General features: G+C 54.3%; 34 protein-coding genes. 24 read left to right on the top strand and 10 right to left on the bottom strand.

Features of this window, described 5'->3' with window-relative positions; all coding sequences use genetic code 11:
- Nucleotides 1-47: 47 nt before the first annotated feature.
- From K1558_RS27325 to K1558_RS27335, 3 genes are all read right to left on the bottom strand, one after another.
- Nucleotides 48-803, bottom strand: a complete 756-nt coding sequence (locus K1558_RS27325; protein ID WP_238655136.1) for a hypothetical protein — start codon at nucleotides 801-803, stop codon at nucleotides 48-50.
- Between the two features lie 175 nt (nucleotides 804-978).
- Nucleotides 979-1,458: a hypothetical protein gene (locus tag K1558_RS27330; RefSeq protein WP_238655137.1), complete on the bottom strand. Its 480-nt coding sequence runs from the start codon at nucleotides 1,456-1,458 to the stop codon at nucleotides 979-981.
- 104 nt (nucleotides 1,459-1,562) lie between these two features.
- On the bottom strand, nucleotides 1,563-2,483 hold the full coding sequence (locus K1558_RS27335; RefSeq protein ID WP_238655138.1) for a sulfurtransferase: 921 nt from the start codon (nucleotides 2,481-2,483) through the stop codon (nucleotides 1,563-1,565).
- 164 nt (nucleotides 2,484-2,647) lie between these two features.
- On the opposite strand from K1558_RS27335, the gene K1558_RS27340 reads away from it, so the two are divergent.
- Nucleotides 2,648-3,586, top strand: a complete 939-nt coding sequence (locus K1558_RS27340) for a phosphotransferase (RefSeq protein ID WP_238655139.1) — start codon at nucleotides 2,648-2,650, stop codon at nucleotides 3,584-3,586.
- Nucleotides 3,587-3,613: 27 nt separating this feature from the next.
- On the opposite strand, the gene K1558_RS27345 is transcribed toward K1558_RS27340, so the two are convergent.
- Both K1558_RS27345 and K1558_RS27350 read right to left on the bottom strand, forming a co-directional pair.
- Nucleotides 3,614-4,552, bottom strand: a complete 939-nt coding sequence (locus K1558_RS27345; RefSeq protein WP_238655140.1) for an aminoglycoside phosphotransferase family protein — start codon at nucleotides 4,550-4,552, stop codon at nucleotides 3,614-3,616.
- 356 nt (nucleotides 4,553-4,908) lie between these two features.
- The gene (locus K1558_RS27350) at nucleotides 4,909-5,283 is read right to left on the bottom strand and encodes a hypothetical protein (RefSeq protein WP_238655141.1); all 375 of its coding nucleotides are present in this window, start codon (nucleotides 5,281-5,283) and stop codon (nucleotides 4,909-4,911) included.
- A gap of 235 nt (nucleotides 5,284-5,518) precedes the next feature.
- Between K1558_RS27350 and K1558_RS27355 the strand changes: the two genes are divergently transcribed.
- The 5 genes from K1558_RS27355 to K1558_RS27375 are packed head-to-tail and all read left to right on the top strand — an operon-like array spanning nucleotide 5,519 to nucleotide 9,050.
- On the top strand, nucleotides 5,519-6,493 hold the full coding sequence (locus tag K1558_RS27355) for an ABC transporter ATP-binding protein (RefSeq protein WP_238655142.1): 975 nt from the start codon (nucleotides 5,519-5,521) through the stop codon (nucleotides 6,491-6,493).
- On the top strand, nucleotides 6,486-7,232 hold the full coding sequence (locus K1558_RS27360) for an ABC transporter permease (protein WP_238655143.1): 747 nt from the start codon (nucleotides 6,486-6,488) through the stop codon (nucleotides 7,230-7,232). The genes K1558_RS27355 and K1558_RS27360 overlap by 8 nt, the downstream gene beginning before the upstream one ends.
- Nucleotides 7,232-7,606, top strand: coding sequence for a GntR family transcriptional regulator (locus K1558_RS27365; protein WP_238655144.1), 375 nt, complete (start codon nucleotides 7,232-7,234; stop codon nucleotides 7,604-7,606). Before K1558_RS27360 ends, K1558_RS27365 begins: the two co-directional genes overlap by 1 nt.
- Nucleotides 7,607-7,620: 14 nt before the next feature.
- The gene (locus K1558_RS27370; protein WP_238655145.1) at nucleotides 7,621-8,322 is read left to right on the top strand and encodes an ABC transporter ATP-binding protein; all 702 of its coding nucleotides are present in this window, start codon (nucleotides 7,621-7,623) and stop codon (nucleotides 8,320-8,322) included.
- Nucleotides 8,316-9,050, top strand: coding sequence for a hypothetical protein (locus K1558_RS27375; protein WP_238655146.1), 735 nt, complete (start codon nucleotides 8,316-8,318; stop codon nucleotides 9,048-9,050). The genes K1558_RS27370 and K1558_RS27375 overlap by 7 nt, the downstream gene beginning before the upstream one ends.
- Before the next feature lie 69 nt (nucleotides 9,051-9,119).
- Here the strand turns inward: K1558_RS27375 and K1558_RS27380 are convergent, their stop codons facing one another.
- Nucleotides 9,120-9,503, bottom strand: a complete 384-nt coding sequence (locus tag K1558_RS27380) for a PilZ domain-containing protein (protein WP_238655147.1) — start codon at nucleotides 9,501-9,503, stop codon at nucleotides 9,120-9,122.
- 96 nt (nucleotides 9,504-9,599) lie between these two features.
- On the opposite strand from K1558_RS27380, the gene K1558_RS27385 reads away from it, so the two are divergent.
- Nucleotides 9,600-10,205 (top strand): pentapeptide repeat-containing protein, encoded by a 606-nt coding sequence (locus tag K1558_RS27385; RefSeq protein ID WP_238655148.1) that lies wholly within the window; start codon nucleotides 9,600-9,602, stop codon nucleotides 10,203-10,205.
- 116 nt (nucleotides 10,206-10,321) lie between these two features.
- Nucleotides 10,322-11,953 (top strand): sensor domain-containing diguanylate cyclase, encoded by a 1,632-nt coding sequence (locus tag K1558_RS27390; protein ID WP_238655149.1) that lies wholly within the window; start codon nucleotides 10,322-10,324, stop codon nucleotides 11,951-11,953.
- Nucleotides 11,954-12,068: 115 nt separating this feature from the next.
- On the opposite strand, the gene K1558_RS32910 is transcribed toward K1558_RS27390, so the two are convergent.
- The gene (locus K1558_RS32910; RefSeq protein WP_274528984.1) at nucleotides 12,069-12,194 is read right to left on the bottom strand and encodes a hypothetical protein; all 126 of its coding nucleotides are present in this window, start codon (nucleotides 12,192-12,194) and stop codon (nucleotides 12,069-12,071) included.
- 183 nt (nucleotides 12,195-12,377) lie between these two features.
- On the opposite strand from K1558_RS32910, the gene K1558_RS27395 reads away from it, so the two are divergent.
- From K1558_RS27395 to K1558_RS32915, 4 genes are all read left to right on the top strand, one after another.
- Complete coding sequence (locus tag K1558_RS27395) at nucleotides 12,378-13,181, top strand: glucosaminidase domain-containing protein (RefSeq protein ID WP_238655150.1); 804 nt, start codon at nucleotides 12,378-12,380, stop codon at nucleotides 13,179-13,181.
- Between the two features lie 20 nt (nucleotides 13,182-13,201).
- The gene (locus K1558_RS27400) at nucleotides 13,202-13,468 is read left to right on the top strand and encodes a holin (RefSeq protein WP_238655239.1); all 267 of its coding nucleotides are present in this window, start codon (nucleotides 13,202-13,204) and stop codon (nucleotides 13,466-13,468) included.
- Between the two features lie 111 nt (nucleotides 13,469-13,579).
- Nucleotides 13,580-14,002: a hypothetical protein gene (locus K1558_RS27405; protein WP_238655151.1), complete on the top strand. Its 423-nt coding sequence runs from the start codon at nucleotides 13,580-13,582 to the stop codon at nucleotides 14,000-14,002.
- A 157-nt stretch (nucleotides 14,003-14,159) separates the two neighbouring features.
- Nucleotides 14,160-14,294 carry a hypothetical protein gene (locus K1558_RS32915; protein ID WP_268748465.1) on the top strand — a complete coding sequence of 45 codons (135 nt, stop codon included), beginning with the start codon at nucleotides 14,160-14,162 and terminating at the stop codon, nucleotides 14,292-14,294.
- A 147-nt stretch (nucleotides 14,295-14,441) separates the two neighbouring features.
- Here the strand turns inward: K1558_RS32915 and K1558_RS27410 are convergent, their stop codons facing one another.
- Nucleotides 14,442-15,017 (bottom strand): hypothetical protein, encoded by a 576-nt coding sequence (locus tag K1558_RS27410; RefSeq protein WP_238655152.1) that lies wholly within the window; start codon nucleotides 15,015-15,017, stop codon nucleotides 14,442-14,444.
- A gap of 161 nt (nucleotides 15,018-15,178) precedes the next feature.
- On the opposite strand from K1558_RS27410, the gene K1558_RS27415 reads away from it, so the two are divergent.
- The 4 genes from K1558_RS27415 to coaD all read left to right on the top strand — a co-directional run bounded on the left by K1558_RS27415 (nucleotide 15,179) and on the right by coaD (nucleotide 17,500).
- Complete coding sequence (locus K1558_RS27415) at nucleotides 15,179-15,604, top strand: hypothetical protein (protein ID WP_238655153.1); 426 nt, start codon at nucleotides 15,179-15,181, stop codon at nucleotides 15,602-15,604.
- Between the two features lie 62 nt (nucleotides 15,605-15,666).
- Nucleotides 15,667-16,026 (top strand): hypothetical protein, encoded by a 360-nt coding sequence (locus tag K1558_RS27420; protein WP_238655154.1) that lies wholly within the window; start codon nucleotides 15,667-15,669, stop codon nucleotides 16,024-16,026.
- Nucleotides 16,027-16,389: 363 nt separating this feature from the next.
- Nucleotides 16,390-16,998, top strand: coding sequence for a 16S rRNA (guanine(966)-N(2))-methyltransferase RsmD (rsmD, locus tag K1558_RS27425; protein ID WP_238655155.1), 609 nt, complete (start codon nucleotides 16,390-16,392; stop codon nucleotides 16,996-16,998).
- Complete coding sequence (gene coaD / locus K1558_RS27430) at nucleotides 16,979-17,500, top strand: pantetheine-phosphate adenylyltransferase (RefSeq protein ID WP_420800474.1); 522 nt, start codon at nucleotides 16,979-16,981, stop codon at nucleotides 17,498-17,500. The genes rsmD and coaD overlap by 20 nt, the downstream gene beginning before the upstream one ends.
- On the opposite strand, the gene K1558_RS27435 is transcribed toward coaD, so the two are convergent.
- On the bottom strand, nucleotides 17,472-18,710 hold the full coding sequence (locus K1558_RS27435; RefSeq protein WP_238655157.1) for a nucleoside recognition domain-containing protein: 1,239 nt from the start codon (nucleotides 18,708-18,710) through the stop codon (nucleotides 17,472-17,474). The two genes, coaD and K1558_RS27435, sit on opposite strands and share 29 nt — an antisense overlap.
- A 158-nt stretch (nucleotides 18,711-18,868) precedes the next feature.
- Between K1558_RS27435 and K1558_RS27440 the strand changes: the two genes are divergently transcribed.
- Nucleotides 18,869-19,909 (top strand): YlbL family protein, encoded by a 1,041-nt coding sequence (locus tag K1558_RS27440; RefSeq protein WP_238655158.1) that lies wholly within the window; start codon nucleotides 18,869-18,871, stop codon nucleotides 19,907-19,909.
- On the opposite strand, the gene K1558_RS27445 is transcribed toward K1558_RS27440, so the two are convergent.
- A complete protein-coding gene (locus tag K1558_RS27445; protein WP_238655159.1) occupies nucleotides 19,899-21,137 on the bottom strand; it encodes a tRNA(Met) cytidine acetate ligase in 1,239 nt (412 codons plus the stop codon). The genes K1558_RS27440 and K1558_RS27445 overlap by 11 nt on opposite strands.
- Before the next feature lie 163 nt (nucleotides 21,138-21,300).
- Here K1558_RS27445 and K1558_RS27450 point away from each other — a divergent pair, with 163 nt between their 5' ends.
- From K1558_RS27450 to fabG, 7 genes are all read left to right on the top strand, one after another.
- The gene (locus K1558_RS27450) at nucleotides 21,301-21,822 is read left to right on the top strand and encodes a YceD family protein (RefSeq protein WP_238655160.1); all 522 of its coding nucleotides are present in this window, start codon (nucleotides 21,301-21,303) and stop codon (nucleotides 21,820-21,822) included.
- A 51-nt stretch (nucleotides 21,823-21,873) separates the two neighbouring features.
- The gene (gene rpmF / locus K1558_RS27455; RefSeq protein ID WP_019911234.1) at nucleotides 21,874-22,047 is read left to right on the top strand and encodes a 50S ribosomal protein L32; all 174 of its coding nucleotides are present in this window, start codon (nucleotides 21,874-21,876) and stop codon (nucleotides 22,045-22,047) included.
- Nucleotides 22,048-22,360: 313 nt separating this feature from the next.
- Nucleotides 22,361-22,957 carry a transcription factor FapR gene (fapR, locus tag K1558_RS27460; RefSeq protein ID WP_238655240.1) on the top strand — a complete coding sequence of 199 codons (597 nt, stop codon included), beginning with the start codon at nucleotides 22,361-22,363 and terminating at the stop codon, nucleotides 22,955-22,957.
- Nucleotides 22,941-23,930, top strand: coding sequence for a phosphate acyltransferase PlsX (gene plsX / locus K1558_RS27465; RefSeq protein WP_238655161.1), 990 nt, complete (start codon nucleotides 22,941-22,943; stop codon nucleotides 23,928-23,930). Before fapR ends, plsX begins: the two co-directional genes overlap by 17 nt.
- A gap of 8 nt (nucleotides 23,931-23,938) precedes the next feature.
- Nucleotides 23,939-24,928, top strand: coding sequence for a beta-ketoacyl-ACP synthase III (locus K1558_RS27470; protein ID WP_238655162.1), 990 nt, complete (start codon nucleotides 23,939-23,941; stop codon nucleotides 24,926-24,928).
- A gap of 25 nt (nucleotides 24,929-24,953) precedes the next feature.
- The gene (fabD, locus tag K1558_RS27475; protein WP_238655163.1) at nucleotides 24,954-25,877 is read left to right on the top strand and encodes an ACP S-malonyltransferase; all 924 of its coding nucleotides are present in this window, start codon (nucleotides 24,954-24,956) and stop codon (nucleotides 25,875-25,877) included.
- 50 nt (nucleotides 25,878-25,927) lie between these two features.
- Nucleotides 25,928-26,677 (top strand): 3-oxoacyl-[acyl-carrier-protein] reductase, encoded by a 750-nt coding sequence (gene fabG / locus K1558_RS27480; RefSeq protein WP_238655164.1) that lies wholly within the window; start codon nucleotides 25,928-25,930, stop codon nucleotides 26,675-26,677.
- Nucleotides 26,678-26,680 lie beyond the last annotated feature (3 nt).

Raw genomic sequence — 26,680 nt, forward strand, 5'->3', positions numbered from 1 at the left:
GCTTTTAGGTTATACTCTTTTATTCGACGGTGTGGAAATGAATTCCTTTAGTTCAACTTATATAGTAACATATTCATCTGGCTCATATCTTGATGTGCAAGTACGCGCGGCAGCTGTTGAAGCGAGTCTACTGTTGAATCAATGTTTTCGAGGATCTTTTTATACCAAGTCCATGTACTTTGCTCATTTTCTGTAGATATGCGGCTTGCATATGCCTCAATATTAGGAGCATACATGCGGCTTGCAGTCGTCCATGACTTGAGCCAAGCTCTGCATATCCACTCATGATTCGGAACCGTTCTTATCCCTTTAAGATAGGCTCCATTACAACGGCCTAATTGTTGAGCTATGTAAGAAAATTGCTCGATTGTATTTGCGTATTCTCCTTTTACATATTCCATCCAAATCCAAATGGTACCATCTTGTTGTTCATCAACCAAATAGCTTTCTATAGCGTAAATGGAATCAGGAAGCTCTCTCAAAACCCCAGACTTAAATACAAGCGCCTCACGTCGCCAGTAGTTGTGATGTTCGATGTTATCTTTCTCGGCTGTGTCTGGTTTAATGATTTTTAGAATAACGCACCACGGCTGCAATTTGTTATGTAGCTTTACAAGACCATGCAAACGGAATATACCAGAGGTTGTGAAGTTTGGAGTTTTATAACTGATATCGTCACATGTTATTGATACAAGTTCAACAGCTGCATTCCCATGAATAGATTGAATACAAGTGTTGATCTGATCAATTTTATTCTCTAGAGGTATTTTGGTATTATTTTTCACAATAATTTCTGAGTGCATTTAATATCCCCCTTGTTGAACTAGTAGCCCGCAAGCTTAGTACCTTGTCCGTCTGGCATGAGCATCATAGGGGATACATGAGCTCTATACACACCGCCAAGCTTCAAGTCCTTTCTCACTAATACGCAGGAACAGATCGGCCTGCCTGTGATACAAGTCGGGTTGAACCGGGGGTTCAATAATCTGCGGCTGCATATCCGGCAGGATCCAGCAATATAGGGGCAGGCCGGTTCCAATCCACACCATGAATAAGAACCAATTCCTGTCCGCGTTCCGCAAAAGCAAGCGGATAGGTGGATACGTTGAAATGATAGCTTCCCCGGCTTAATTCCAGCAGCGTATGGCCGGTTGTCAGAGAGACCACGGTGGCATGACGCCCGAACCGGTTGCTTACAGCGGCCGTTTGTCCGCAGGGGCTAATGACTAGCTGAACCGGATGCTCCGGATGAAAGTCGGGCAGATGAAGTTCTGCTATAGCGGTGGTGCCGCCGGATAGGAGATCAATCTGCCATAGCTGCAGGTGCTCGTTCAGAGCGATTAATTGAGGCTGTGCGTTCGCCCGGATGCTTGACGGCTGCGGCAGTTCACGGATCACAAGCAGTTTGCCGGGATCGGGTTGGAGGGGAGGAAAGTTACAGCGCTGAATCTCCATCATCTAGCTCCTTTACATACTAAAAATATACTGTATGGCAGAGACTGCCGCCCAGGTCCAGCATTTCGTGCTGCACCGGGCAGGCAGGCGGTCACCGAGCCTTAGATTTATTGCTCCGTCGCCACCGCATTCTCCTCATAACTAATCCAGTCACTCCAGCTCCCCGCATACAACCGCACATTCTTGAAGCCCGCCTTCTCCAGCGCCAGAATATTCGGGCAGGCGGTTACGCCGGAGCCGCAGTAGACAATGATCTCGCGGTCTTTGTCCAGTCCGGCAAAATGTGCCTGAAGCTCCTCAGCGCTCTTCCAGCTGCCCTCTGCGTTCTGCGTGTCCTTCCAGAAATAGTTCACCGCGCCGGGGATATGTCCCGCCTTAGGGTACATGGTCTCATTCATGCCCCGGAAGCGATCATTGGAGCGGGAATCAATCAGGACCGGTAGGGTAGGGGAGGCTGCATTCGTGCTCAACACCGCTCCAGCTCCGGCCTCGGCACTATCGCCAGTGCGCTCACCAGCCCGCGCCTGAACCAGCTTCGCCGATATCTGGCGTACTTCGTCTATATCAGCCAGCATCTGCGGCTGAACATTGGCCGTAAACGAACTCGGCACACGAACCGGCTGGTGATCCGTCACCGGGTACTTCTCTGCCTTCCACTGGCTGAAGCCGCCTTCCAGAATGAACACCTGCTCATGCCCCAGGTAGCGCAGCATCCACCACAGCCGGGCAGCATTCATGCCGTCCTCATCATCGTAGGCGACGATCCGGGTATCATTACTAATGCCGAGCTTCGACAGGCGTGCCGCGAATACCTGCGGATCAGGCAGCGGATGGCGTCCGCCGTGTTCGGCTTCCGGTGCGGACAGATCTAGTTTCAGATCGAGATAGACCGCGCCCGGGATGTGCCCGGCTTCATACAGCGCTCTGCCCTCACCGGGGTCATTCAGGTTGAAGCGGCAGTCTACGATCGTCTGCTCCGGTTCATAGAGTCTGGCAAGCAGCCAGCGTTTGGTTACGGTAGAGTCCATGGATACCATCCTTTGCTAGTGAGATATGGAGTCTATTATAGCGGATAATGTTATCCCCGTATAACCGTGTTTCAGTGAGAGCATTTGACACTGGCCTGAACTGATTCTACAATGGCTGGATACATACCTATTTTGGAAAGGGGCATACGCCTACGGAAGCTTTGGTGAGTCAGGCCTGGCCTGCATGGAGAGGAACGCTGCGCAAACGGAGCGGAGGCTGGAATAATACAACCTATTTCGTAGAGAGCGGGGAACGCCGCGCGGTGCTGCGAATCTATGATACCCATAAGGACAGGAACAAAATAGAGTTCGAGCACGTGGTGCTGCAAAAGCTACAAGCACTTAACCTGCCCTTCAGCACACCGGTTCCAATTCTGACCGCAGCGGGAGAGACGATCGCGCAGCTTGGGGACGGCAGCGGGAAATTCGCCTGCTTGTTTGCCTATATCGAAGGGGAATCCCCGTCTGTGGATAATTCCGGTTATTATGAATCCTTCGGGGAAGCGGCAGGGACGTTGTCTGCTGCGCTGGCTGAGGTAGAGCCGGGAATACCTGCGGTGTACCGTCCCTACTATGAGTTGCGGACCTCATATCCGCTGTGCACACCGGAAGCGGTCCATGGCCTTGTACGGGACACCCCCGAGCCTTTGCAAGAGCTGCTGCCGCAGCTGCAAATACTGGTTCAAGCCTATGATAATGTGGCTGATTCGCTGGGAGACCTGGAGCGTCTGCCGCATCAGCTGGTGCACGGTGATCTGAACGCCTCTAATCTGCTGGTGGATGGAGCGGATGCCACCCGGGTGACGGCGCTGCTGGATTTTGAATTCTGTACCCGGGATGTTCGGGTGATGGACGCTGCTGTGATTCTCTCGGCCTTACAAGGGCTAGAGGACTCGGAGCGGATTATCCGTGACTTCTGGCGGGGGTACAACCGCAAGGTTACGCTGACTCCCGGGGAGCTGGCGGCGATTCCGGTGCTGATGCTGCTGCGCAAAATCGACGTATTCCTGCATTTTGTCACCCGCTACTGGGAAGGGACCGATGAAGTGAATGTGCTGCAGCACCAGGTCCTTGAGCTGGCGGCCGAGGTCGCTGCAATGTAGAAGAGGAGACCGCCGTCTCCTCCAGGCTCAATCCGTAATCAGCTGATGATCATATATTTTCTGCAAAAGCTCTCTGCCGTACCGGACGACTTCAGGTGCATTATGCTGGTTCCCCCAACAGATATCGCCGACGGCCATTTTGATGCAGCAGATTTGAATCTCCATAGATCTGTGCTGAAGCACCTCCGGTCCATAGCCTTGGAAGAAGGCCCTTCCGGCAGAGGGGTTCCCACTGAAGTACCTGGAGAACAGGATAGAGAAGTTGTCCACATCGATGCCCCACAGCATATTCTCGAAATCAATCATCCCTGTCAGAACACCCTGCACATCCACGAGCCAATTCCCCGGCGTCGAATCCCAGCTGACCGGCACAGGCTTAGCCCCTGCGAAGACTTGCACATTCTGTAATGCCCAATGTACCAGCTCCTGCTCTGAAGCCTCCAGCAATCTATTCTCAGTACACAGCACATTCATCCCCCGGATGGAATCCGTAACATATTGCACCGGGTCCACATATGGGGTTAGCTCGATCGGGTTGCCGTGGATGTCAGGCCGGCCGAACCACCTGCCGGTCTGCGAGCGGTGTAAGAGATTTGTTAATTCACCTGCTCTACAGTAAGCAGCCTCAACTGCCCCGGAGTCCAGCACGGTCTCTCTCATAATAGTTCCTTCGATAGAAGTAATTAGAATGGCCTGACAATCGCTGCTCTCGTAAGTGGCGGTACACTCAGGAACATAAGGCTTCAAGACAGGTACCCAGTGCTGGTAAGCGTAGACTTCGGGATGCCATCTTTCTTTTCGGCTATAGGTTTTTATGTAAAAGAATTTCGCGTCACGATAAGCCCGCAGCTTCCAGACTCCGGTCCTCATACTGTTCGGCCTGTAATTGGCGAGCACTTCAAACGGGCCAATCCGGGACTCAGCCCAGCTGTACAATTCAAACGGATGCATCTCCGGTTGGTTCATAGACTGCTGCTCCTCCTTTGCTGCTACCCTCCACGGGAATTTTACAGATATATCCTATCACAGAGCATTCTCTATTCCATTGACAAACTTAACAGAGCACCTTCGGCAATGCCGGAAGGTGCTCTGTTGCTGCTATTTCCGCTATACAAATTGAACTTAAAAAAGACAGACAGGGAAAGGGACGGAGGGGAATTTTGGAGCTGTAGGAGCGTTAGCGTCCGCCTTTGCCACCGGATTTCTACCGCGAACAGCGGTTTAAAGAGAGAAATCTGGGGGCAACAGCGGCCGAAAGCCCAAACATTCTCTGGAGTCACGGTTATCCCATACTGAAACCTTGCAGGTTCAATTTATATAGATTACCCGATAATCCGGTAGCCGGGAGGAAGATCTCCGCTGCTGCGGATTCTGCGGATCTGGGCCAGCGTCAGGCGCTGGTTGGAAGAGATAATCGATTCGACATCGTTCCCGGAGATGTAGTCGTCCAGATCACGGATGCTGTGATTGCCGCGCAGTACGCGGAAGCTGCCTCTGAAGCGGGTTCTGCTGAACAGAACAAGTGTAGCATCGCTGCTGGTGGAGAAGAAGCGGAGACTCTCGATGCCATCCAGAATGTTGTCGGTATCGCGGATACCAAGGTTGCCCCTGTAAATTCTGCTGCGTCCCCGGAAGTTTTCATCGCTGTACACCGTGAGCCGCGGATACGTCTGAGAGATATGCACCTCTTTGTTCATGTGTAGTCCTCCTCATAAGCAAGATTAGCAATGCAGTGAGAGACTGCTGGTTGCACTACTATTCTATGTCTGCGGTGAGAGAGTGGTTTGGTTGAACCCCCTGAAGCGATCGCCTGTTTACAGGCAGTCCTCGGGATTTTTTTCACAAGCAGGCTTTACAAAGGGATTTCCCTAGTGTACTATTTAACTAACACACCAGTACAATGTTGGCAATAAGGTGCACAAGGAGGCTGTCATGAATTCAAACACACCCCATTCACAAGGGCTGTCCGGCCCGGAGCATGAACCCGCAGTACTTGAGATGCAGTCGGTCAGCAAAGTCATCAAGGGCAAGGCGATTGTAGATAAACTGAGCTTCGATATCCGCAAAGGAGAAATCGTGGGGCTGCTAGGTCCGAACGGTGCCGGCAAAACGACCACCATCCGCATGATGACCGGACTCATCCGTATGAGCGGAGGGAAAATCTTGGTCCAAGGACACAGCATCCAGAGTAATTTCAAGCAGGCCATCGCTCACATCGGGGCGATCATCGAGAATCCGGAGTTCTACCCCCATATGACCGGTTATGACAATCTGCTGCAGTACCTGCGGATGAGTGATGGGGCTGCGGCCTCACGGATTGATGAGGTAGTGGAGCTGGTCGGGCTGCAGGAGGCGATGAACAAGAAGGTTAAGGCTTATTCGCTGGGGATGCGCCAGCGGCTGGGGATTGCCCAGGCTCTGCTGCATTCGCCGAAGCTGCTCATTCTGGATGAGCCAACCAACGGACTCGACCCTGCCGGTATCCGTGAGATGCGCGATTACATGCGGAAGATTGCCGAGGTGGAGGGGATTGCTATTCTGATCTCCAGTCACATGCTGGCCGAGATTGAACAGATCTGCCACCGGGCGGTGGTCATTCAGAACGGCAGGCTTGTCACCGTTACGCAGATCGCTGAAGCTCCGGAAGCACGTAGTGAAGTGTCGCTTGCGATCCGCGTAGATCAGATTGAGGCTGCGCAGATGGTCGCTGAGAGGCATCAGCAGGTGAAGGTGACCGGTACGGATGAGGCTCATTCCGAGCTGCATGTCCATCTGCCGGATGAAGCCGTCCCCGGACTGGTGGCTGCACTGAGCGATGCCAAGATCGGAGTCTACCGCATTATCGAGAACAGACAGAGTCTGGAAGAAGATTTCCTGAAATGGACAGGGGGCAACCGCATTGCGTAAATTTAATCTGCTTGTTCTGAATGAGTGGCTCAAAATTGTGAAGAAACGCAGCTGCATCATTTCTTATCTGATGGTGCTGGTGCTAGCGTTGGCCGTTGGCTATATTACGCATACCTTTGCTGCAGATATGTTTGCTTCAGCGGCAGACTTCACTGCCGTGATGCTGCTTCCAACCGGCATCGGGCAGGTTCTGGCTATTCTGGTCATCATCGGGACCGCGGGTATTGTGCCGAAGGAATATAGCCAGGGAACCATTAAGTTTCTGCTGATCCGTGCCCGCAGCCGTACAGCCATTCTGGCCTCCAAGTATGTAACCGTCCTGCTCTACACCTTGAGCATGGTTCTGGCAGCTCTGGTAGCTGTGTATCTGTCGGGCAGCATGTTCTTCGGCGTAAACGGAGGGACAGCAGGAACCAGCGAAATTCTGACCTCGCTGCTGTATTGCACTGTCTACTGTACGGTCTACGCTACGATTGGCTTCATGCTAGGAATTCTGACCAAATCCACAGGTATTACGATCGGGGCAACGATTTTTGCTACAACTATAGATAAAATGATCATCTCCCGCGAGTTCTACAAATATGTGCTCTTCCCGAACCTTAACCTTGCCGCCTACCGGGATGGCGGTGCGCCGATGCAGGGAATGACCCTGAGCTTCTCCGTTATGGTGTTATGCGTATACATGGCGGTGTTCCTCTTCGCAGGGTTTGCCGTCTTCAGACGCCGGGATGTGGCTTGATGGTTATCGAATTCGATAACAACCAGCCGATCTATCTCCAGATCATGAACTACATCAAGGGGGAGATTGTTACCGGCAAGCTGAAGCCCGGCGACAAAATCCCCTCTGTCCGGGAACTGGCTGCTGAATTGCAGATTAATCCGAACACCGTACAACGAACCTTTCAGGAACTGGAGCGTGAGACCATTGTGGAGACACGGCGCGGTATGGGGAGATATGTAACCGGAAGCGAGGAGACGATTATGACGATCAAGAGAGAGATGGCCCGTGAGGTGCTGGAGCGCTTCATCCGCGGGATGGAGGAGCTGGGTTTCCAGGGGGAAGATATAGTAGCGGCAGTGGCGGAGAACCTTCAGCGGCGGGAACAAGAATAGGGGGACGGACAAGAGTGGATGATTTACTGGAACTACAGAATGTTAGCAAGCGGTTCGGCCACAAGCAGGCACTGAATCAGATCTCCTTCAAGCTGGGGGAGGGCTCCATCACCGGTCTGCTTGGCAGCAACGGCAGCGGCAAAAGCACCCTGATGAAGCTTATCGCCGGACTCGCCTGGCCGGATTCAGGGCGGATATCGGTCCTTGGGGTTCCCGTTGGCCTGAAGAGCAAAGAGCTGGTGTCCTTCATGCCGGACCGGCCGCTGACGGAATCGTGGATGAGTGTAGGAGATGCGCTGAGGTTCCAGCAGGATTTCTTCCCGGGATTCGATCAGGCCAAAGCGCTGCGGATGCTGGATTTCATGAAGCTGAGAACAGAGGATAAGGTTCAGACCTTGTCCAAGGGCATGAGTGAACGTCTGCAGCTTACCCTTGCACTGTCCCGCAGGGCCAGATTATACATGCTGGATGAGCCGATTGGAGGCGTCGATCCTGTGGCCCGGACCAAGATCCTGAATGCGCTGATGGAATTCTATGAGGAAGACAGCAGTATCCTGGTTTCAACCCATCTGGTGACGGATATTGAACGGATCTTCGATGCGGTGATCTTCCTGAAGGAAGGGGAGATTGTACTGCACCGGCCGGTGGATGAGCTTAGAGCAGAGCGCGGTAAAAGTATGGATGAACTGTTCAGAGAGGTGTTTGCCGAATGTTGAAGCTGCTGAAATATGATCTTAGGCGCAGAAGGGAACGGATTCTCGTCTTCAGCGCTATTGCCATCCTGATTCAGCCGGCCTTGTGGATATCCAATCCCAGGGTGGATATGAAGCTCCTGACGCTGAATCTTACGGTCTATATGGTGCTCGCTGTGGCCTTCCTGCTGGTAGCAGCATTCAGTTATATACGCAATCTGAGGTCATACCAGCGCAGGCTGCTGCCGGTCAGTGCACTGCAGACGGTTTTGTCGCCGCTGCTCCTGGCATTGTTCCTGCTGGTGATTGTAGTTGCTCTTATTGTGATTCATTTGGGGATTTACCGGCTGTTCGATCCGCTGGAGTTCCTGCCGGATGATCTATGGTCTGCGGGTGTAAGCATGGCCGTGCAGTTTACCTGGTCTGCGGGGATCATGATGATTATGAGCATGTTCTCTATTACCGCCGCACTCAGCTTGCACTCCAAGTGGAGGATATGGATCGGGGTGGCCATCCTTTTTATCCTGCAGAATGGGGTGGCCTTTGTGGAGAATACGATGTTTGACATCTATTTTGTGGGTGTGGACCGGACCTTCAATTTCGAGATGTATAACTACCAGATGCGGCCGGACAGCGGACTCACCATCCGGTATATGTCGGATAATCCGGGACCGCTGCTGTTTGAGACCGCCATAGCTTGTCTTCTAGTCTATGGTATGGTTCAGATGGTGAAGCAAAGAATAGAATTGTAAAAGATATATCACGCAAGCAAGGCCTGGCAGCCTTGCTTGCGTTTGTGTGTATAATGGGGCAGATGCTCACTACAATCCTTGGGCGCTTTTGCCGCTTGTCCAGAGCTCCAGCTCCCGCAGAAGCTGTGCTTCCTCGTCCTCCTGCAGATCCAGTCTTACTCCATACTGGTATTGTCCTAAGCCGTACATCCAGCCCCAACGCACACTGCCTTCATACTGAAGCTTCTCTTCCGCCAGCTGGAAGTGGATAATCAGCTTGGTGTCTCCTGCGGTGAAGCGGAGGTTCAGCGGGGTGCGGACCTTGCAGCCGGAGCGGCTAAGGTCAAGCAGGACGCCTTCAGTTAATTTTCCGGCGCCCGGCCCGGAATTACCTGCAGGGACTTCAAGCCAGCAATCGATGGGCTGGTTCATCACATAACGGAACGGTTCTTTTCTGCTGGAATCATCCATCATTTACCTCCGCGATTTTATTTGCTATTATATCGGAACGGTTATGCTTGGACAATCTCCAAAAGTAGTATTTTTCAAAAAATAAAAGGGGTGCAGACCATGTACCAATATGACAATGAAACGTTCTTACAGCACAATTTCGATTATGCGTCGCTGCAGGACGGTGAAATTAACGGCTGTGTCTTTGAGAAATGCTCGTTCCGGGGGGCTTCAATGGAAGAGATGACCTCCAGCGGCTGCCGCTTCGTGGACTGCGATTTCAGCGGCGCGCTGCTCAATGCCTCCATACATAGTAACGGGGCCTTCACCAACTGCCGGTTCACTGGAGCCAATCTGTTCGTAGCCAAATTTGAGCACTGCAAAATGGTCGGCTCGGATTTCGCCAATGCCTACATGGACGGCATTACCTTAACTGGAGGTGACTGGGCGTATACGAATCTGCGTCATCTGAATCTCAGCCGGCAGGATCTGCGGGGCATCCGGTTCGCAGAAGCGGACATGCTGGGCTGCAATCTGCAGAAGGCGGATCTTCGCGGGGCGGATCTGAGCCGGGTCCAGCTCAGCCAGTGCAAGCTGGCGGGAGCCGATCTGCGCGATGCGAAGCTGGAAGGCGTAGACCTGAAGAGCCTGGATCTCGCCGGGGTCCGCCTGGATGTAGAGCAGGCTGTACTGCTGGCCCGGTCGATGGGAGCGAAGATAGGTTAACGGCTGGCAGCTCCGTTCAAGGAGGATGGAGGAAAAGGCGGATTCTGCCGGAGTTTATATTATAATTCCGCCGTTCTCTTCCGATAAATAGGTATCGACCCTTGAGGAGAATGTATATGTCATTAAGTCTTCGCACTCTGCTATCTACTGCATTCGCAGTGATTATCATTCTATTAACGGCGCTGCTAAGCTATGTCATCGGCAACCGCACGATTACGACCACCCAGGTCAGTATCGGAAGCTCCCTGGCGGCAGAAGCCAGCCAGATGTCTGAGAAGCTCGATCATTTCATGTGGTCGCGATCCGGGGAGATTGAGGTATTAAGCAAGCTGAATGCATTTCAGGAGCCGGTTGCCCCGCAAGAAGCCGGAAGGCTGCTGGATCAGTTGAAGACGAGCCTGCCGGTGTTCACCTGGGTAGGCTTCCTTGATAGCCAGGGGAATGTTCTGGCAGCCACGGATCGTATCCTGCAAGGGAAGAACATCAGCCAGCGCCCGGTATTTCAGGAAGGTCTGAAGGGGACCTTCATCGGCGACGTGCATGATGCCGTACTGCTCTCCAAGCTGCTGCCGAATCCTACCGGGGAAGCGCTGCAGTTCGTGGATGTGAGCGTGCCGGTTAAGAACGAGCAAGGCAAGACCACCGGTGTACTCGCCGCTCATCTTAGCTGGGAATGGTCGCGCGAGGTGGAAGCCTCCATCGTCAATCCGCTGAAGGAACGCCTCAATGGTGTAGAGGTATTTGTGGTCAGCAAGCAGGATAACACCATCCTGCTTGGTCCCCCGGCTCTGCTCGGCAGAACGATGACGGGTGAATCCTTGTCGAAGGCCCGCAGCGGTACAAGCTCATGGATAATCGAGCAGGAGCCCAGCAAGGATGCCTATTTGACAGGCTATGCTTACGGAGACGGTTATCAGAATTATCCGGGGCTGGGCTGGACCGTTATCATCCGCCAGCCTGCGGCCATAGCGTTCGCCTCGGTGTATCAGCTGGAACGGTTCATTCTTGTCAGCGGGCTGCTGACAGCCCTGGTCTTCGCCGTCATCGGCTGGCTGCTGGCCGGATGGATTACCCGGCCGCTGCGGAATATTACCCGCACTGCCGATCTGCTCTGCTCAGGGGCAGATGTGGAGATTCCGTCCTCCGCCCGGTTCAGAGATGTAGCGATTCTGTCCGCTTCCCTGCGCAATCTGGTCAGCAATCTGACCAAGACAGAGACGAAGCTAAGCTATATGTCTGATATGGCGCTGCATGACAAGCTTACGGGCTTGCCCAACCGTGCGGCACTGGACGACTTCCTGGCTCATGCGGTCAGCAAGGCGAAGCAGAAGCGGACAACACTCAGCTTCTTGTATATGGATCTCGACGGCTTCAAAAAAGTCAATGACACCTACGGTCATGCGGTCGGGGATGCCCTGCTGCAGGAGGTAGCCTTCCGGCTGATGGAGTGCACGCGGGACAACGAGATCGTGGCCCGGCTGGGCGGGGATGAATTCGTTATTATCCTCAATACCTCAGCGGGCAAGCCGATGAAGGAAGCGGAGGTTGTGGCATCGCGGATTATCAGCCGGATTAATCAGCCGGTGATGATTAAGGGGGAGGAGCTTCGTGTGGGCTGCAGTGTCGGGGCGGCAGTCTGGACTCCTGAGGGGGGCGATACAGTGGAGACCCTGCGGCTGGCGGATGAGGCGCTATACATCTCTAAGCGGAGCGGAAAGAACCGGATTACATTCGAGGCGGCATCTTAAAGGCAATTAAATGTATTAATCCATAAATGCTTAACACAAACAACCTTTAGTCTGTGCAAGCGGGGTCTCCCTGCTTCCGGGCTAAAGGTTGTTTGTCTATATTTATTTCTGGTCCTCAGCGTAACCGCTTGCGCGGCTTGGACCACCATTTGACCCATAGATAACCTTCGTCATCCCGAAAGAACTTAATGCCGATCAGCTTCAGTGGTGTCCAGAATTCCTTGAAATAATATGAAGGCATAGTTCGTAAGACCCTCCGTTATAGTTAATTATTACTAGTTTACGCCACTGTGGAAGATTTTACAATACGTATACAAGGATTCATGTACTGGATTCTGCAGGTTTCCATATACATCATAGCAGGGATAAGCACAGGCCATTTGACTGGAGGCGCATTTAATATAGTAGGAAAGGAAGTGATGACATGACGGAAGCCGAGTTTATTGCAAGAATAGTCCCTTACGCTGTAGCGGACATGCAGCAGAGCCATATCGCCGCTTCGCTGACCATAGCCCAGGCGGCTCTGGAATCCGGCTGGGGCAACAGCGGGTTGACAGCCAAGGCTAACAATTTGTTCGGAATCAAAGGTAAAGGTCCTGCCGGCAGCTTGCCCTTCCGCACAACGGAGTACAGAAACGGGCAGCCCGTGCAGGTCTTGGCGGAGTTTCGTGCTTATCATAACTGGGGCGAATCCGTGGAGGATCACTCCGAGCTGATTACCGGGGGAGTCTCCTGGAACAAGGAGCTGTACAACAAGGCGATTGGAGTGGACGGCAAGACGGCTGCCCGCGAGATTGCCGCTGCGGGATACGCTACTGACCCGGGTTATGCAGCCAAGCTGATTCAGATTATGGATGCCTATCGTTTATATCAATATGATGAGGTGAAGGAGGATGAGGAGATGTCTGCTGAGGATAAACAAAAGCTTGCCGAGCTGGAGAAGGAGCTGCAGGCGCTGCGGACTTTGCTGGCAGAACTGAAGGCCAGCAGAGATACGCTGAAGACCGGTGTGCAGGAACAGGGGCAGACGATTAAAGGCGTAGCGGAGCGGCTGGCTGTCATTGAAAGCCGTACAGTGATGAACGTGCCAGCTTGGGCAGAGCCTGCTGTGCGGGCTGCTGAAGCTGCCGGGCTGCTGGATACACCCTCCGGCGGAAGTTATGATTTCTACCGCATGTTGACAGTGCTTAACCGTGCGGGCTTGCTGGTTACCGGCAAGGGGGTATAACCTTGACGGATTATGATGCCTTGAACAATGTACTTGCGTTTGCTTCCGTTCTGGCTGTGTTCGTCATGGCACTGGTCCAGCTGGTGAAGAACAGCGTGAACCTCCCGCGCAATATTGTGCCTGCAGTCGGGCTTGTGATCGGGCTGCTGGTTGGTGCAGTAGCGTATCCTTTTACAGATATGAATCTCATTCTCCGCCTGTGGGCGGGAGGGCTGGCCGGGCTGTCGGCGACAGGGCTGTTCGAGCTGGCCTTCAATAAGCGGAGCGGCTCGACCAGAGATGATTGACAAAAGGTAATTCAAAAAAATTACAAATATAGTGAATATGCATTGGGGATATCATCCAATCATGAATGGAATGCTATTAATATACTATTAACAAGAAAGGAGATGATTGATATGGGAACTTATGTAGATGGAAGAACCTCGCAGAATGCCAGTTTTGCTAACTCTATTGCAATACCGATCCTGGTAATTGATACTCCGCAGCTCTTCGGGCAGATTGGGCTGATCACTGCAGGGGTTGGCGCGAACCCTCGCGTAATCCTGAAAGGAACCATTTCGCTGCAGCTTCCGCTTGCGCTGGTGGGAATCACTGTAACGATTGTCAGAGGAACATTAGCTACAGATCCATTAGTCTATTCCGCAACTTCTACTTTTAATTTAAGTGTTCTGGCGCCGCAGGTAATCACATTTTCTGCAGATGATTTCACTCCGCCGATTACGGATCAGCTGACGTACACTGCGTTTGTCTCGTCGAACCTTCTCGGAACGATCCGTGTCGGTCCGGAGAGCTTTGACGGCATCCTGGTCTCCGACTAATCTCTTGTTTGCGGGGACATTCTGTTCTGTTCTGTGACAACAGGCGGGCAGGATGCCCTTGTACATACGTCATGAATTTTTGTCCGTTTCGCCCAATCGGTGAAGGCACCCGGCTCATATTCTGTGGTGTAGTCAACATTATGAAGGAGGTAATCTCATGGGTGCAGATTGCGGATACGGTGGCAATGTAGGCGGCGTGAATACTTGTGGAGTAGGTCCTTGGACATCGACAGGCGCGATTCTGGTTCTCTATATCCTGCTCGTTATTATTCTGAGTGCCTGCTTCTATTAATCAGCGAATTCGGCCTGTGCAGTCCCGGCGAGAGCCGGGCTGCGCTTATTTGACAGACGAAACCTCCCGTTCATGCTTGTCTAAGGACAGGCGTACTGCGGGAGGTTCTTCGTGATGCTGAGGATGAAGGCAGGCTCCAGGAACAGCTTATTTGCCTCTTAGCTGCTCAAGGGTCTGGTCCATCCGTGTATGATTCGATTGTACGGCCGCACTGTCTGCGGTATCCTCACCGCTGAAGACCAGCCTGGAATTCTTGCTGAAGTCCGCGGCAAATGTTCTGATTGCCTCATTCTCCGGGTGTTTCTGAATGATGACAGCGGCTTTAAACAGATTCACCAGCATATATTCGGCATCCTCAGGATGGGCCAGGTAATTCCCTGCTGTATATTCCTCCACGATCTGGGATTCGAAATCCTTCAGCTCCTCGGCAGACGGATTGTACGACTTCGCCATGACTTCGATCGCATCCGCCTTCTGAGCTGGCGGTGTATCGGTCCCGGCAATCTGCTTGATGGCAGATTCCCAAGTGGCGGATGCCGGATCAGGGCTGGCTTCAGACGGCGGCACGGAAGTTGGGGCAAGCGCAGTCGGCTCAGCTCCTGCTGTAGCAGTTGGAACGGCCTGTTCACCCGGATCACTGCAGCCTGCGGAGAGTCCGATCATACCTATGGCGGCCAGAACGATGGCCAGAGATTTCCATTTTGTATACATGGGCTTGTTCATAAGAGTTCCTCCTGAATCGATTGAAAAAGACTGTATTATACATTAACCCTGCGGGAGCCGATTGAACATACATATGAACAATCTGTGAGACTATAGAACTATGCCGTTTGAGCTGATATAATTGGTAAAAAATAGAACGAGGACGAGGTGCATTAGCGTTTATGATGCGGAGACTGGTTAAGCTCGTGTTGGTGATGATGTTTGCCCTGCTCATTAGCTCACAGCCATTATCGGCGGCAGGCAAGATTCAGAAGGTGAAGGTTACTTTTGTAAGTGCAGAGCTGGTAGAGAACAATCATGTCGGCAATGAATGGTGGTGGGGCGGATTCGTCAACGGTGAGGAGCTTGAAGAAGGGGATTCAGTAACCATTGATGCCAGTACCTCTGGAACCATCAAGCTCCGCGCGGAAGCCCAGGAGCAGGACAAGATCCCGGAGGAGGGCTCAGCCAGCGCCTCATTGAAAGTATCTTCCTTAAAAGCCTCCCAGACCAAATCGCTGACCGTCAAGGTTATCGAAAACCGCGGACGTTACTCCGGCAACTCCGCCACCTGGAAGTTTGTGTTCAAGATCGAGAAGGTGAAATGATCTAGAATAATAAATTTGATTCTGATACAATCCAATGTACCACGTTTGAAGGAGCGGAGCGGATGGGTAACGAACTAGTAGAAGTATTGCGGACGGTCTTTCGGGAAGAAATGGGACCGGTTAATGAACGGCTTGAAGGTATGGAAGGGCGCCTCGAAGGTATGGAAGAGCAACTCGGGGGTATGGAAGACCGGCTGGATGGTATAGAAACGGAGCAGCGGGAAATCAAGCAGAATCTGAGCCAAGTTGCAGATAATCAGCAAAAGCTATCCGTAGATATGGAAATGGTTAAACGCGTAGTACTCGAAACGAATGAACGTGTGATCAACATCGAATCCTTATTAGAGAATCAGCATACAATTATTGAACTGCTGTCGGCCCGCTCCATTGAGCAGGAGGCCAAGCTTAAGCGGATCAAATAAAGCATATTGCGTCTGGTGCCTTGAGGCATCGGATTTTTTGTCTGCTCGAGCTTTCTTACATATAAAAAATCGGAGCCCTATTTCTAGGGCTCCTTTCATGGGAGAGGAGAAACCGGACGAAGAGCTTATGGGGAAACGTAAGCTTGCTCCGCGGTTGTCTACGACATTTTGCGATGTCGATAATTACAGGATGAGCCGATTGAAGGAATTTTATACATCAGGACTGTAAAAATTTGCGGATTGCGCATTGTGACAAAGTCGGACAATCTTTTTATTTCATGGAATAATTGTGGTACTATAGGCTTGGACTTATGCCGGATTCGGCATATTGTATAGAGACATTTAGAAGCAGGTGGATGATGGGTGAGAGTCGTATCGGGAAGTGCAAAAGGCAGGCCGCTCAAAAGTGTTCCAGGCAATGGCACACGGCCTACTACCGATAAAGTGAAGGAAGCTTTATTCAGTATGATCGGTCCCTATTTCGATGGAGGGACGGCACTGGATTTATTTGCAGGCACCGGCGGCCTCGGGATTGAGGCACTGAGCAGAGGGATGGAAGCGGCCGTATTCGTTGATATGGAACAGAAGGCTATCGATACGGTCCGTGCAAATCTGAAGGCGGCAAGACTGGAGGCCCAGGCTGAGGTCTACCGCAACGATGCCGGAAGAGCGCTGGGGGCGCTGGAGAAGCGGGGAAGAGCATTCGATCTGGTGTTCCTGGACCCGCCTTACCGCATGAAACATGGACATGAGCTAATGGCGGCATTAGCGGCCAGGCAATTGCTGAAGCCTGAAGCCATAGTGGTGATGGAGCATGAATCCGGGTATGCCTATCCGGAGGACATTCCGGGGTTCAGCCGGATGAAGCAGTCCGTGTATGGTGAGGTAACGATCTCTATCTATCAGTATGAAGCTGCTCTTCCGGAAGTTGATGCGGGCGGCCAGGAGGTTAATGATGAGTCAGCAAATTAGAAAAGAGCGTGTCGCCATCTACCCGGGGACCTTTGATCCGGTGACGCTGGGGCATATGGATATTATCCAACGGGCAGCCAAGCAGTTCGACCGGCTGATTGTGACTGTGCTGAATAACTTAAGCAAGAATCCGCTGTTCTCGGTGGAGGAGCGCACAGAGCTGCTGCGCCAGGCCACAGCGGACATTCCGAATGTTGAGGTGGACAGCTTCCGCGACCTGCTGGTGAATTATGTCCGGCAGAAGGACGCCCAGGTGATTGTCCGGGGGATCCGGACGGTTACGGATTTCGAATATGAGCTGCAGAATGCATCGATTAATCATAATCTGGACCCGGAAGCGGAAACGATATTTATGATGACCAATCCGAAGTACTCCTATCTTAGCTCCAGTGTGGTGAAGGAGATTGCCCATTTCGGCGGGAAGGTCTCGGATTTCGTAACAGCTGAAGTGGAGCAGGCGATGAAGCTTAAGTTCAGCCGGCTGGACGGTCTTTCGAAGTAAGAAGTCTTAGCGCAGCCGATAGAGCCAGCAGCAGCAGAATGAGCAGGCATTGCAGTGCCAGCAGCTGCGGGATGAAGCTCCATAGGCCATGCACCGGGCTTGAGCCAAGCGCTGCAATGCCGGGAGTGAGATTTGCGTTAACCGGCAGGACCGCAGTGCGGAGGTTCAGCAGCGGTGTCCAGAGCAGCAGGGTCAGCCCGCAAGCAATACCGCTATGCAGCAGCCGGACGGCGGCGAACGGAAGGAACCGGACTTTCGCTGCTTTCAGGACGGTGAGCGCCTGAAGCTGGGCACAGATGCCGCTCCAGGCGGCTGCGGCAGACAGCAGTGCCGGACCCAGCGGGTTGCTTAAGAGGGAGGCCTCAGCTCCCGCTGCTGAGGTTATGGCGCGGGCGCCGAGATGAATCTCCAGCAGGCCTGCCGTCAGAAGCGGTGTAAGCTGCGGGAACAGTCTGCCTGCTATATTAATGACCACGGCGAACATAATGATGTAACCGCCTACGATCATCAGATTCTGTACGGCGGAGGATACCGATTCGCCCAGTACCTTGCCGAAGCCCCGTCCGTCCCTCTCGCGGGCTTCGGCTGTGGCCTGCCGGATCCGGCCGGGCAAGGACGTCTTGGTGCCTTGCGGAGAAGCGTCAACAGGGACTGAGCCGGACTTCCGTATCCCGGAGCGGTCCAGGCGGGAGGCGATGCAGCCCGCTGCCAGGCCCGAGATCCAGTGCAGGGCAAGCAGGGCGTACCCGGCGGCCGGACTGTGCAGGAAGGCGGTTCCGATCACAATCAGGAGGGTGACCGGACTGGCGTAATGGACCAGAGAAGCCAGCCTTCCTGCCTCCTTGTCCGTAAGATCCCCTTGCCGGTGCAGCTGCATGACACCCTCCGCCCCGGCCGGGAAGCCGGCGGTAAGGCCAAGGACCAGAGTCCAGCCGCCTGCACCGGGAAGCCGGAACAGCCGCTTCATCAGCGGCTCCATCAGCACGCCGATGCCATGTACGAAGCCTGACGCGGTCAGCATCTCCGACAGGATCAGGAAGGGCAGCAGCGCCGGGAAGACGATGGTCCACCAGAGCTTGAGCCCGGCGAGGGAGGCCTTGAACGAGGACTCGGGGGCAAAGACAATGGCGGCGGCAAGCAGAATGGCTGCTGCGCCTGCCGCAAAGGGAGCCGTTCCCCGAAGCAAACGGCGTATGCTGAAGTTTATCATTAGAAGCGTCACCTCTTCATAGCTTAGGACATAGGCATAGCTTGTTAACAATCTATGCGGAGGAGACAACCATCATGCCACGGCCGGAGAGAAGCCCCCGGCCGTGGCATCATATTCCATTGCCGGGGCCGCGGGCCGCGGGAAAGAAGGGGAACAGCTTGAGGCAGCAGAAACGCCGGGTGGGCATCCGTGCTACAGCCTATTTATTTTCATTCGTGGTCATTCTCTATGTTGTTGTCTTCATGAATACGCCTTATATCGTCTATCAGCCGGGAAGCGCCTCAGAGGTCGCACCAATGATCAAGGTGGAGAATGCGGATCCGCAGGAGCAGGGGACCTTCATGATGACCACTGTCTCGGCAAGTTACGCCAATGTGGCCCTTCTGATCTCCTCCTTGTTCAACTCCAATTCAGAGGTTGTGCTCAAAGAGACCCGTCTGCAGGATAAGACGGAGCAGGAGTACGCGGCTGAACAGGTCTTCTATATGAACAGCTCCCAGTCTTATGCCGTTCAGGCCGCTTATCATGCCGCCGGTATTCCGTATGAGGATGTTGTGGATTATCTGTATGTGTTCTCTGTGCCGGAGGCGGCCAGCCAGGGCCAGTTCAAGCCGGGGGACAAAATCATCAGTGTGGAAGGCCAGCAGGCCGCTGACCCTGAAGGCCTGTCCAAGTTACTGTCCGTCCACGCGATCGGCGACACCGTAAATGTAGTGCTGGAGCGCGGCGGCAAGGAAATGAAGGAGCAGGTCAAGCTGGTAGGGGTCAAGAACCCGGAGACCTCGGCGCTGCGGCCCGGCTTCGGTGTTGTTATCGGTGCGGTGCAGAAGGTGGAGCCTAAGGAAGCAGGCAAAGGCGTCAGCTTCGTGGATACGAAGGTGGGCGGCCCGTCTGCGGGACTGATGTTCACCATGGAAATTTATAACCGGCTCACGCCGGGCGACCTGACCCGGGGCCACCGGGTTGCGGGAACAGGGACAATCGATGCAGAGGGCAAGGTGGGGCCCATCGGCGGGGTGAAGCACAAGATTGTGGCAGCTGACCGCAAGGGTGCTGAAATCTTCTTCGTGCCGAAGGACAATTATGCGGAAGCCAAGGCGAAGGCGGACCAGATCGGTACTAAGATGAAGCTGGTCTCTGTGTCCACCCTGTCGGATGCCTTGAAATACATGGAGGAGCTGCCGGAGGTCAAATCCTGACCGGCGGCTCCAGATAGTCGCTGTACAGATCGCTGCGCAGCGGATTCTTATAGGCACCTGCGAATACGGCAGCAGCCTGAAGGTCGCGCTCCAGCATGGGATGATCGAAGCGGGCGGGGCTTGTTACCACAGGGAGCGAGGCCCGTTGCTTCATGGCCTTAAGCAGCTCCCGGCCGCTCTCACGGAAGCCCAGGACGCGGATATAGCCCGGCCCCCGGGAGAGGGCGGACGGAGACTGCTCTGCCTTGCTGTGGTTCAGCAGGGTGTGAAGCAGCAGGCGCTGCAGCCGGGTATGGGTGTACCGCTTGCTCTTCAGCTCCTGGAGCAGTCCGCCGACCGTGAACTGTTCGAGCCGGGGCAGAATGCGCAGCAGCCGGTGCTCCAGACCCTCGTTCATGTCCTGCACCACATGCAGCTCCGCGGCGGTGCAGGTGGTTAGCACGTGGCGCAGCGGGATGCGGAAGTCCTCCAGGCCGACCGGGCCGCGGCCTGCAGCGATCTCCCGCTCCAGGATGAAGCGGCTGTACTCCGGCATGTACGCCGCTGGAGAACCGCCCTCGTGCAGCAGCCTGCGGATGGCTGTTGCACTGGCAATGGCCGACCCGCCGGTTAGCGGGTCGTGGAAGCCCGCACCGGTGCGCGGCACGGTCAAGGGCGTGATCGCGCTGCCCAGCCGGCGCAGCGCAATCAGGTAGTGCAGGCCGAGGCTGTTGTTGGGCTGCCGCAATATATGTTCGACATCGGCCGGTTTCTCCTCTCCCATGAAAGAGGCCTCCCAGGCCGCCGCCGCCGCTGCGCTGAACGCGGCGGGGAATCCCGCGCCCTGCGCCAGGCGGGCGCGGATCTCCTCCTTAAGCGAGCTGCTCTCCTCGGCCAGGAATCCGGCCAGGGGCATCAGCGCGCTTAAGGTGCCGGCTTCGGAGCCGAAGCACAGCAGGTCCGCGACGCCGGTCGCTTCCAGCAGGGAGACCGCTCCGAAGGCGAACCACTCTGCCGGCTGGACCGCATACGCCACCGGCAGCTCAATCACCAGATCGGCGCCCATATGCAGCGCCATCTCGGTGCGGGCGCGCTTGCTCACCGCCGCCGGCTCGCCGCGCTGCGTGAACGGGCCGCTCATGATAACGATGGCACGGTCCGCGCCCGATATTCTTTTGGCCTCATTGAAATGATGGACATGCCCGTTATGTAAAGGGTTATATTCGGCTATAATACCTACAGTTCTCACAGTTGCTTCACACCCTATTCTGGAATCTCTGAGCCGTTAATTAGCGCATCAATATATGTATATCATAATTTGTTAAGCCCCCTGAAACAATATCAAGGGAAAATGGTTGACAAACTCAGGGAATAATAGGTATAATAAATTTTGTTTGTTTGGAGTGATAGAGATGAACATTCACTTTCGCAAATTAGCGAATGCCGACGAACCTGCCGTGCTCCATGAAGTTGTGGATGTACGCGAGTTTGTCAAAGGACGCAAGGATATTCTTGCGGTAGCCCCACTCTCAGTTGACCTTAAAGCGCTGCCCGCGGGAACCGATAGTGTGAACGTGGTGGGAACACTGAAGGGCGAGGTGGATATGTTATGTTCACGTTGTCTGAGCGAGGTCACCAGCAGGCTGAACATTCCTTTCGCTGAGACTTTCAAGTGGCTGAAACAGCCCATTCTTCCCGAAGACGAAGATGAGGAAATCATCTACATCCAGGATGAGATGGTGGATCTGATCCCGTTCGTGGAAGAAACTTTCGTACTGCACTTGCCGGATTCGGTATTGTGCAAGGCAGACTGTCTTGGTCTTTGTCAGAAATGCGGACAGAACTTGAACGAAGGCACCTGCAGTTGCGACAACACAGTGATCGATCCAAGACTCGCTGGGTTGAAAGGATTCTTTACCAAGCAAGATAACTAAGAACAAATCCCAAGTTCATTGGGTCACAACACATTCGGGGGGTGTAACACAATGGCAGTACCTCAACGCAGAACGTCCAAGACTCGCCGTGACAAGCGTCGTACTCACTTCAAACTGGTAGTTCCAGGTATGGTGAAATGCGAACAATGCGGCGAATTGAAGCTGGCTCACCATGTATGCAAAGTTTGCGGAACATACAAGGCTAGAGAAATCATCAAACAATAGTTTGCACAGAAGAGTGGCACTTCATCTGCGGGTGAAGTGCTATTTTTATGCAAATATAAGAACTTAGATGTTTCACACGACAACTTATCCTTCTATTTCCCGCTGAAACGGTACGCAGAAAGGCCTTGCGGGATACGGGTTTGCAGTGCTTTTCAAGCCAAAGCTTTATTTTTGCAGCTTCATGCTTTATACTACATATTAGTACCTGGTTCTAATTGTTAATGAATGACAGAGCTTATGGCTCTGGCGGCCACTCTTGCGGGCCGATGCTACACATCAGGCCTGTGACGGGAGGTGAGCCGCTATGGAGCGGATGTCCAAGAAAGAACGCCAGCAGAAGCTGCTGTCTATAATTGAAGGGAACCCTTTTGTAACCGACCGGGAGTTAACCCGCCAGCTGAAGGTGAGTATCCAGACCATCCGGCTGGACCGGATGGAGCTTGGGATACCGGAGCTGCGCGAGCGCATGAAGCAGATGGCAGAGCATTCCTACGATCAGGTGCGTTCCCTGCCGGCGGATGAGGTGGTCGGTGACATTGTCGATCTGCAGCTGGACCGGAGCGGGATCTCGATCTTCGAGATCCGCGGAGAGCATGTCTTCTCCAGGAACGGGATTGCCCGGGGCCATTACGTCTTCGGCCAGGCGAATTCGCTCGCCGTTGCTGTCATTAATGATGAGATTGCCTTAACGGCTTCGGCAGAGGTGCGGTTTGTACGCATGGTCCGGCTGGGGGAGAAATGCATTGCCAAGGCGCAGGTGCGCTCCCAGGCGGGCCGGGCCGGCAAAGCTGAAGTGGACGTGTTTACATATGTCGGGGAAGAACTGGTATTTCAAGGCCATTTTATAGTGTATCGTTCAGCGGTTGAAGAGTACAGCGAAGGGGGAAACCGGAGTGCGGATCGCCATTGATGCCATGGGCGGGGACAATGCTCCAGAATGTAATGTAGAGGGGGCGCTGGCAGCGGCTGCGGAATGGAGTGATCTCCAGATTGTGCTGGTTGGTGATGAAGCCAGACTTGCACCGCTGCTGAAGAACAGGCCTTCCAATGTGACAGTGCGCCATGCAGGTGATGTAATCGGAGCGGAGGATGAGCCGGTGAAGGCTGTCCGCCGCAAGAAGGACTCATCTATGGTTGTTGCCGGCCGGATGGTCCGAGAGGGTGAAGCGGATGCCATGATCTCCTCGGGCAATACGGGAGCGCTGATGACAACCGGGCTGCTCGTGGTCGGACGGATGGAGGGGATTGAGCGGCCAGCGCTGGCTCCTATGATTCCTACCCTGGATGAGGTCGGTGTCCTCGCTCTGGACCTGGGGGCCAATATGGACGCCAAGCCGCAGCATCTGGCCCAATACGCCCTGATCGGCAGCGTCTACCGGAAGAAAGTTCACGGCATTGCGAAGCCCCGGGTGGGCTTGCTGAATGTAGGGACTGAGCCGGGTAAGGGAAATGAGCTGACGAAGGAAGCTTATCCTCTGCTGGAGAGTCTTCAGGGCATTCATTTTGTCGGTAATGTGGAAGCGCGCGATGTGCTCACCGGAGCATGTGATGTGCTGGTCTGCGACGGCTTTGCCGGCAATATTCTGCTGAAATCGCTGGAGGGAACAGCCGGTGCCATGTTCTCGCTGCTGAAGGAGCAGTTCAGTAAGTCGCTTAAGACGAAGCTTGGAGCAGCGATTCTGATGCCGGAGCTGAGAAGCCTGAAGGGCAAGATGGATTATAAAGAGCACGGCGGAGCACCGCTGCTGGGGCTGAGCGGCCTGGTGGTGAAGGGGCATGGCTCTTCAGATGGCAATGCGGTGAAGAATGCAGTAAGACAGGCCCGGCTTGCACTGCAGGCCGATCTGGTGTCCAGTATATCTAAGGAAATTAGCGGGAAGTGAGTGACAACATGAGACAATTACGTCCGGTAGGCATCATCGGGACAGGGAAATATGTACCTGAGCGAATATTGACCAACAGCGATCTTGAGAAGATGGTTGAGACCAACGATGAATGGATCGTCAGCCGAACAGGCATCAAGGAACGGCATATTGCCGCTCCAGGCCAGGCAACTTCGGATCTGGCTTACGAAGCGGCGCTGAAGGCGCTGGAATCTGCAGGGATGAAGGCGGAAGAGCTGGATCTCATTATTGTGGCGACGGTAACACCGGACAGCGCATTTCCGTCTACAGCCTGTATTCTGCAGGATAAGCTGGGAGCCAAGGGCGCAGCCGCATTCGACCTGTCGGCAGCCTGCTCCGGCTTCGTCTACAGTCTGGCGACAGCCACCGGCTTTATCCAGAACGGCATGTACAACAATGCGCTTGTTATCGGAGCAGACACCTTGTCAAGCATCACGGATTATACAGACCGCAATACCTGCGTGCTGTTCGGCGACGGTGCCGGCGCAGTAATTGTCGGTGAGGTTCCGGAAGGCCGCGGCTTCCAGTCCTTCGACCTGGGGGCTGAGGGCTCGGGCGGCAGTCTGCTTAATCTGGAAGCAGGCGGCTCTCGTCTGCCGGCTTCCCATCAGACGGTTGATGACAAGAAACACTTCATCTATATGAACGGCCGTGAGGTCTTCAAGTTCGCGGTGCGTGTGATGGGATCGGCAACGGAGCGTGTGCTGACCAAGGCGGGGCTGACCAAGGAGAACATTGACCTGTTCGTTCCGCATCAGGCGAACATCCGGATTATCCAGTCGGCGATGCAGCGCCTGGAGCTGCCGCCGGAGAAAGTTGTCGTCAATGTTGATAAATATGCGAATACCTCCGCAGCCTCGATTCCGCTTGCGCTTGTGGAAGCGGCGGAGGAAGGCCGCATGAAGGAAGGCGACGCTGTACTGATGGTCGGCTTCGGCGGCGGATTAACCTGGGGCGCTTCGGTGCTGATCTGGTAATACACGGGAGGGAGCAGAATACCTAATGACTAAAATCGCATTTGTCTTTCCCGGTCAGGGTGCACAGGCTGTTGGTATGGGTAAGGATGTATATGAAGCGTTACCTCAGAGCCGTGCGGTCTTTGAGAAGGGTGACGAAGTGCTCGGCTTTGCGCTGAGCAGACTTGTATTTGAAGGGCCCGAGAGCGAGCTTAAGCAGACGGTGAACACCCAGCCGGCACTGGTTACAGCAAGTATTGCCTATCTGGAGGCGCTGCGCGGCAGCGGGATTACACCGGATTATGTGGCAGGCCATAGCCTGGGGGAATACAGTGCACTGGTAGCCGCCGGCGTCCTTGCTTATGAAGACGCGGTCAGACTGGTTCGCCTGCGCGGCCAGTTCATGGAAGAGGCTGTGCCCGGCGGGCAGGGCGCTATGGCTGCTATGCTTGGCGCTGACCGCGCCGCACTGTCGGAACTGTGCCGCAGTATCTCAGCAGCGGGGCATGCCGTGGAGCTGGCGAACGTGAACTGTCCGGGCCAGATTGTGGTCTCCGGAACAGCTGCAGGTGTCGCTGAAGCTTCAGAGCGTGTGAAGGAGGCCGGGGGCAAGCGGGCCATTCCGCTGGAGGTCAGCGGCCCGTTCCACTCCTCTCTAATGAAGGGTGCCGCTGAGCGGCTGGCTGCTGAGCTGCAGAAGGTGCAGTTAAATACGCCTCTGGTCCCGGTGATCGCCAATGTTACGGCTGCGCCGGTGACGGACCCTGAAGTGATCCGCAGTCTGCTGGTTGAGCAGGTATATTCGCCTGTACTCTGGCAGGACAGCGTGGAGTGGCTAATTGCTGAAGGCGTGGATACTTTTGTCGAGATCGGCTCCGGGAGCGTGTTGTCAGGGCTGATCCGCAAAATTGACCGGAATGTCAAAGTTGTTACGGTCAACAGCCTGGAGAGCGCCGGCTCGGGCTTGTAAGCAGCTTCTCAAGGCCTGGCGGATTGATTATTGAAGGAGGACAACTGAACATGTTTGCAGCACTTAAAGGTCAGACCGCCCTGGTGACCGGAGGTTCCCGGGGGATCGGCCGCAGCATTGCCCTGGCACTCGCTGCCCAGGGAGTCAAGGTGGCGGTTAACTATTCAGGCAGCGTTCAGGCGGCTGAAGAGACCGTAGCACGGATTCACGAACTGGGCTCCGAAGGCATTGCCCTGCAGGGCAATGTCGGCAGCAGCGCAGATGCCGAGAGCCTCGTGAAGTCGGTAATCGACACCTGGGGCAAAATCGATATTCTGGTCAATAATGCCGGTATTACCCGGGACAACCTGATTATGCGCATGAAAGAGGAAGAATTCGACCAGGTAATTGAGACGAACCTGAAGGGCGTCTTCAACTGCCTCAAGGCAGCGACCCGTCCGATGATGAAACAGCGCTACGGCCGGATCATCAACATCTCCTCTGTGGTAGGCGTGACCGGAAATCCCGGCCAGGTGAATTATACTGCAGCTAAGGCGGGTGTCATCGGGATGACGAAGTCGGCGGCCCGTGAGCTGTCGGCGCGCGGGATTACAGTGAACTGTATCGCTCCGGGCTTTATTGATACCGATATGACCCGTGAGCTGTCCGATGAGGTCCGTAGCGAGCTGGTCAAGGGGATTCCCCTGGCGAAGCTCGGACGGGCGGAGGACATTGCGAATGCGGCGGTATTCCTGGCCTCGGAAGGGGCAGCCTACATGACAGGCCAGACGCTTCATGTGGACGGCGGCATGTACATGTAAGGG

The sequence above is a fragment of the Paenibacillus piscarius genome (assembly GCF_022234545.1).
Classification (GTDB): domain Bacteria; phylum Bacillota; class Bacilli; order Paenibacillales; family Paenibacillaceae; genus Paenibacillus_AQ; species Paenibacillus_AQ piscarius.

Bases quoted from the DNA above. Each gene is read 5' to 3' on its own strand.
- K1558_RS27350 (WP_238655141.1), bottom strand. From the start codon at position 5,283: ATGAACAAAGAGGTGCATATCTCTCAGACGTATCCGCGGCTCACGGTG.
- K1558_RS27375 (WP_238655146.1), top strand. From the start codon at position 8,316: ATGTTGAAGCTGCTGAAATATGATCTTAGGCGCAGAAGGGAACGGATT.
- coaD (WP_420800474.1), top strand. From the start codon at position 16,979: ATGATGAGTCAGCAAATTAGAAAAGAGCGTGTCGCCATCTACCCGGGG.
- K1558_RS27330 (WP_238655137.1), bottom strand. From the start codon at position 1,458: ATGATGGAGATTCAGCGCTGTAACTTTCCTCCCCTCCAACCCGATCCC.
- K1558_RS27450 (WP_238655160.1), top strand. From the start codon at position 21,301: ATGAACATTCACTTTCGCAAATTAGCGAATGCCGACGAACCTGCCGTG.
- K1558_RS27435 (WP_238655157.1), bottom strand. From the start codon at position 18,710: ATGATAAACTTCAGCATACGCCGTTTGCTTCGGGGAACGGCTCCCTTT.
- K1558_RS27345 (WP_238655140.1), bottom strand. From the start codon at position 4,552: ATGAACCAACCGGAGATGCATCCGTTTGAATTGTACAGCTGGGCTGAG.
- K1558_RS27405 (WP_238655151.1), top strand. From the start codon at position 13,580: ATGGGAACTTATGTAGATGGAAGAACCTCGCAGAATGCCAGTTTTGCT.
- K1558_RS27365 (WP_238655144.1), top strand. From the start codon at position 7,232: ATGGTTATCGAATTCGATAACAACCAGCCGATCTATCTCCAGATCATG.
- K1558_RS32915 (WP_268748465.1), top strand. From the start codon at position 14,160: ATGGGTGCAGATTGCGGATACGGTGGCAATGTAGGCGGCGTGAATACT.
- K1558_RS27325 (WP_238655136.1), bottom strand. From the start codon at position 803: ATGCACTCAGAAATTATTGTGAAAAATAATACCAAAATACCTCTAGAG.
- K1558_RS27335 (WP_238655138.1), bottom strand. From the start codon at position 2,483: ATGGACTCTACCGTAACCAAACGCTGGCTGCTTGCCAGACTCTATGAA.
- K1558_RS27415 (WP_238655153.1), top strand. From the start codon at position 15,179: ATGATGCGGAGACTGGTTAAGCTCGTGTTGGTGATGATGTTTGCCCTG.
- fapR (WP_238655240.1), top strand. From the start codon at position 22,361: ATGTCCAAGAAAGAACGCCAGCAGAAGCTGCTGTCTATAATTGAAGGG.
- K1558_RS27390 (WP_238655149.1), top strand. From the start codon at position 10,322: ATGTCATTAAGTCTTCGCACTCTGCTATCTACTGCATTCGCAGTGATT.
- fabG (WP_238655164.1), top strand. From the start codon at position 25,928: ATGTTTGCAGCACTTAAAGGTCAGACCGCCCTGGTGACCGGAGGTTCC.
- fabD (WP_238655163.1), top strand. From the start codon at position 24,954: ATGACTAAAATCGCATTTGTCTTTCCCGGTCAGGGTGCACAGGCTGTT.
- K1558_RS27470 (WP_238655162.1), top strand. From the start codon at position 23,939: ATGAGACAATTACGTCCGGTAGGCATCATCGGGACAGGGAAATATGTA.
- K1558_RS32910 (WP_274528984.1), bottom strand. From the start codon at position 12,194: ATGCCTTCATATTATTTCAAGGAATTCTGGACACCACTGAAGCTGATC.
- K1558_RS27355 (WP_238655142.1), top strand. From the start codon at position 5,519: ATGAATTCAAACACACCCCATTCACAAGGGCTGTCCGGCCCGGAGCAT.
- K1558_RS27420 (WP_238655154.1), top strand. From the start codon at position 15,667: ATGGGTAACGAACTAGTAGAAGTATTGCGGACGGTCTTTCGGGAAGAA.
- K1558_RS27385 (WP_238655148.1), top strand. From the start codon at position 9,600: ATGTACCAATATGACAATGAAACGTTCTTACAGCACAATTTCGATTAT.
- K1558_RS27380 (WP_238655147.1), bottom strand. From the start codon at position 9,503: ATGATGGATGATTCCAGCAGAAAAGAACCGTTCCGTTATGTGATGAAC.
- K1558_RS27395 (WP_238655150.1), top strand. From the start codon at position 12,378: ATGACGGAAGCCGAGTTTATTGCAAGAATAGTCCCTTACGCTGTAGCG.
- rpmF (WP_019911234.1), top strand. From the start codon at position 21,874: ATGGCAGTACCTCAACGCAGAACGTCCAAGACTCGCCGTGACAAGCGT.
- K1558_RS27410 (WP_238655152.1), bottom strand. From the start codon at position 15,017: ATGAACAAGCCCATGTATACAAAATGGAAATCTCTGGCCATCGTTCTG.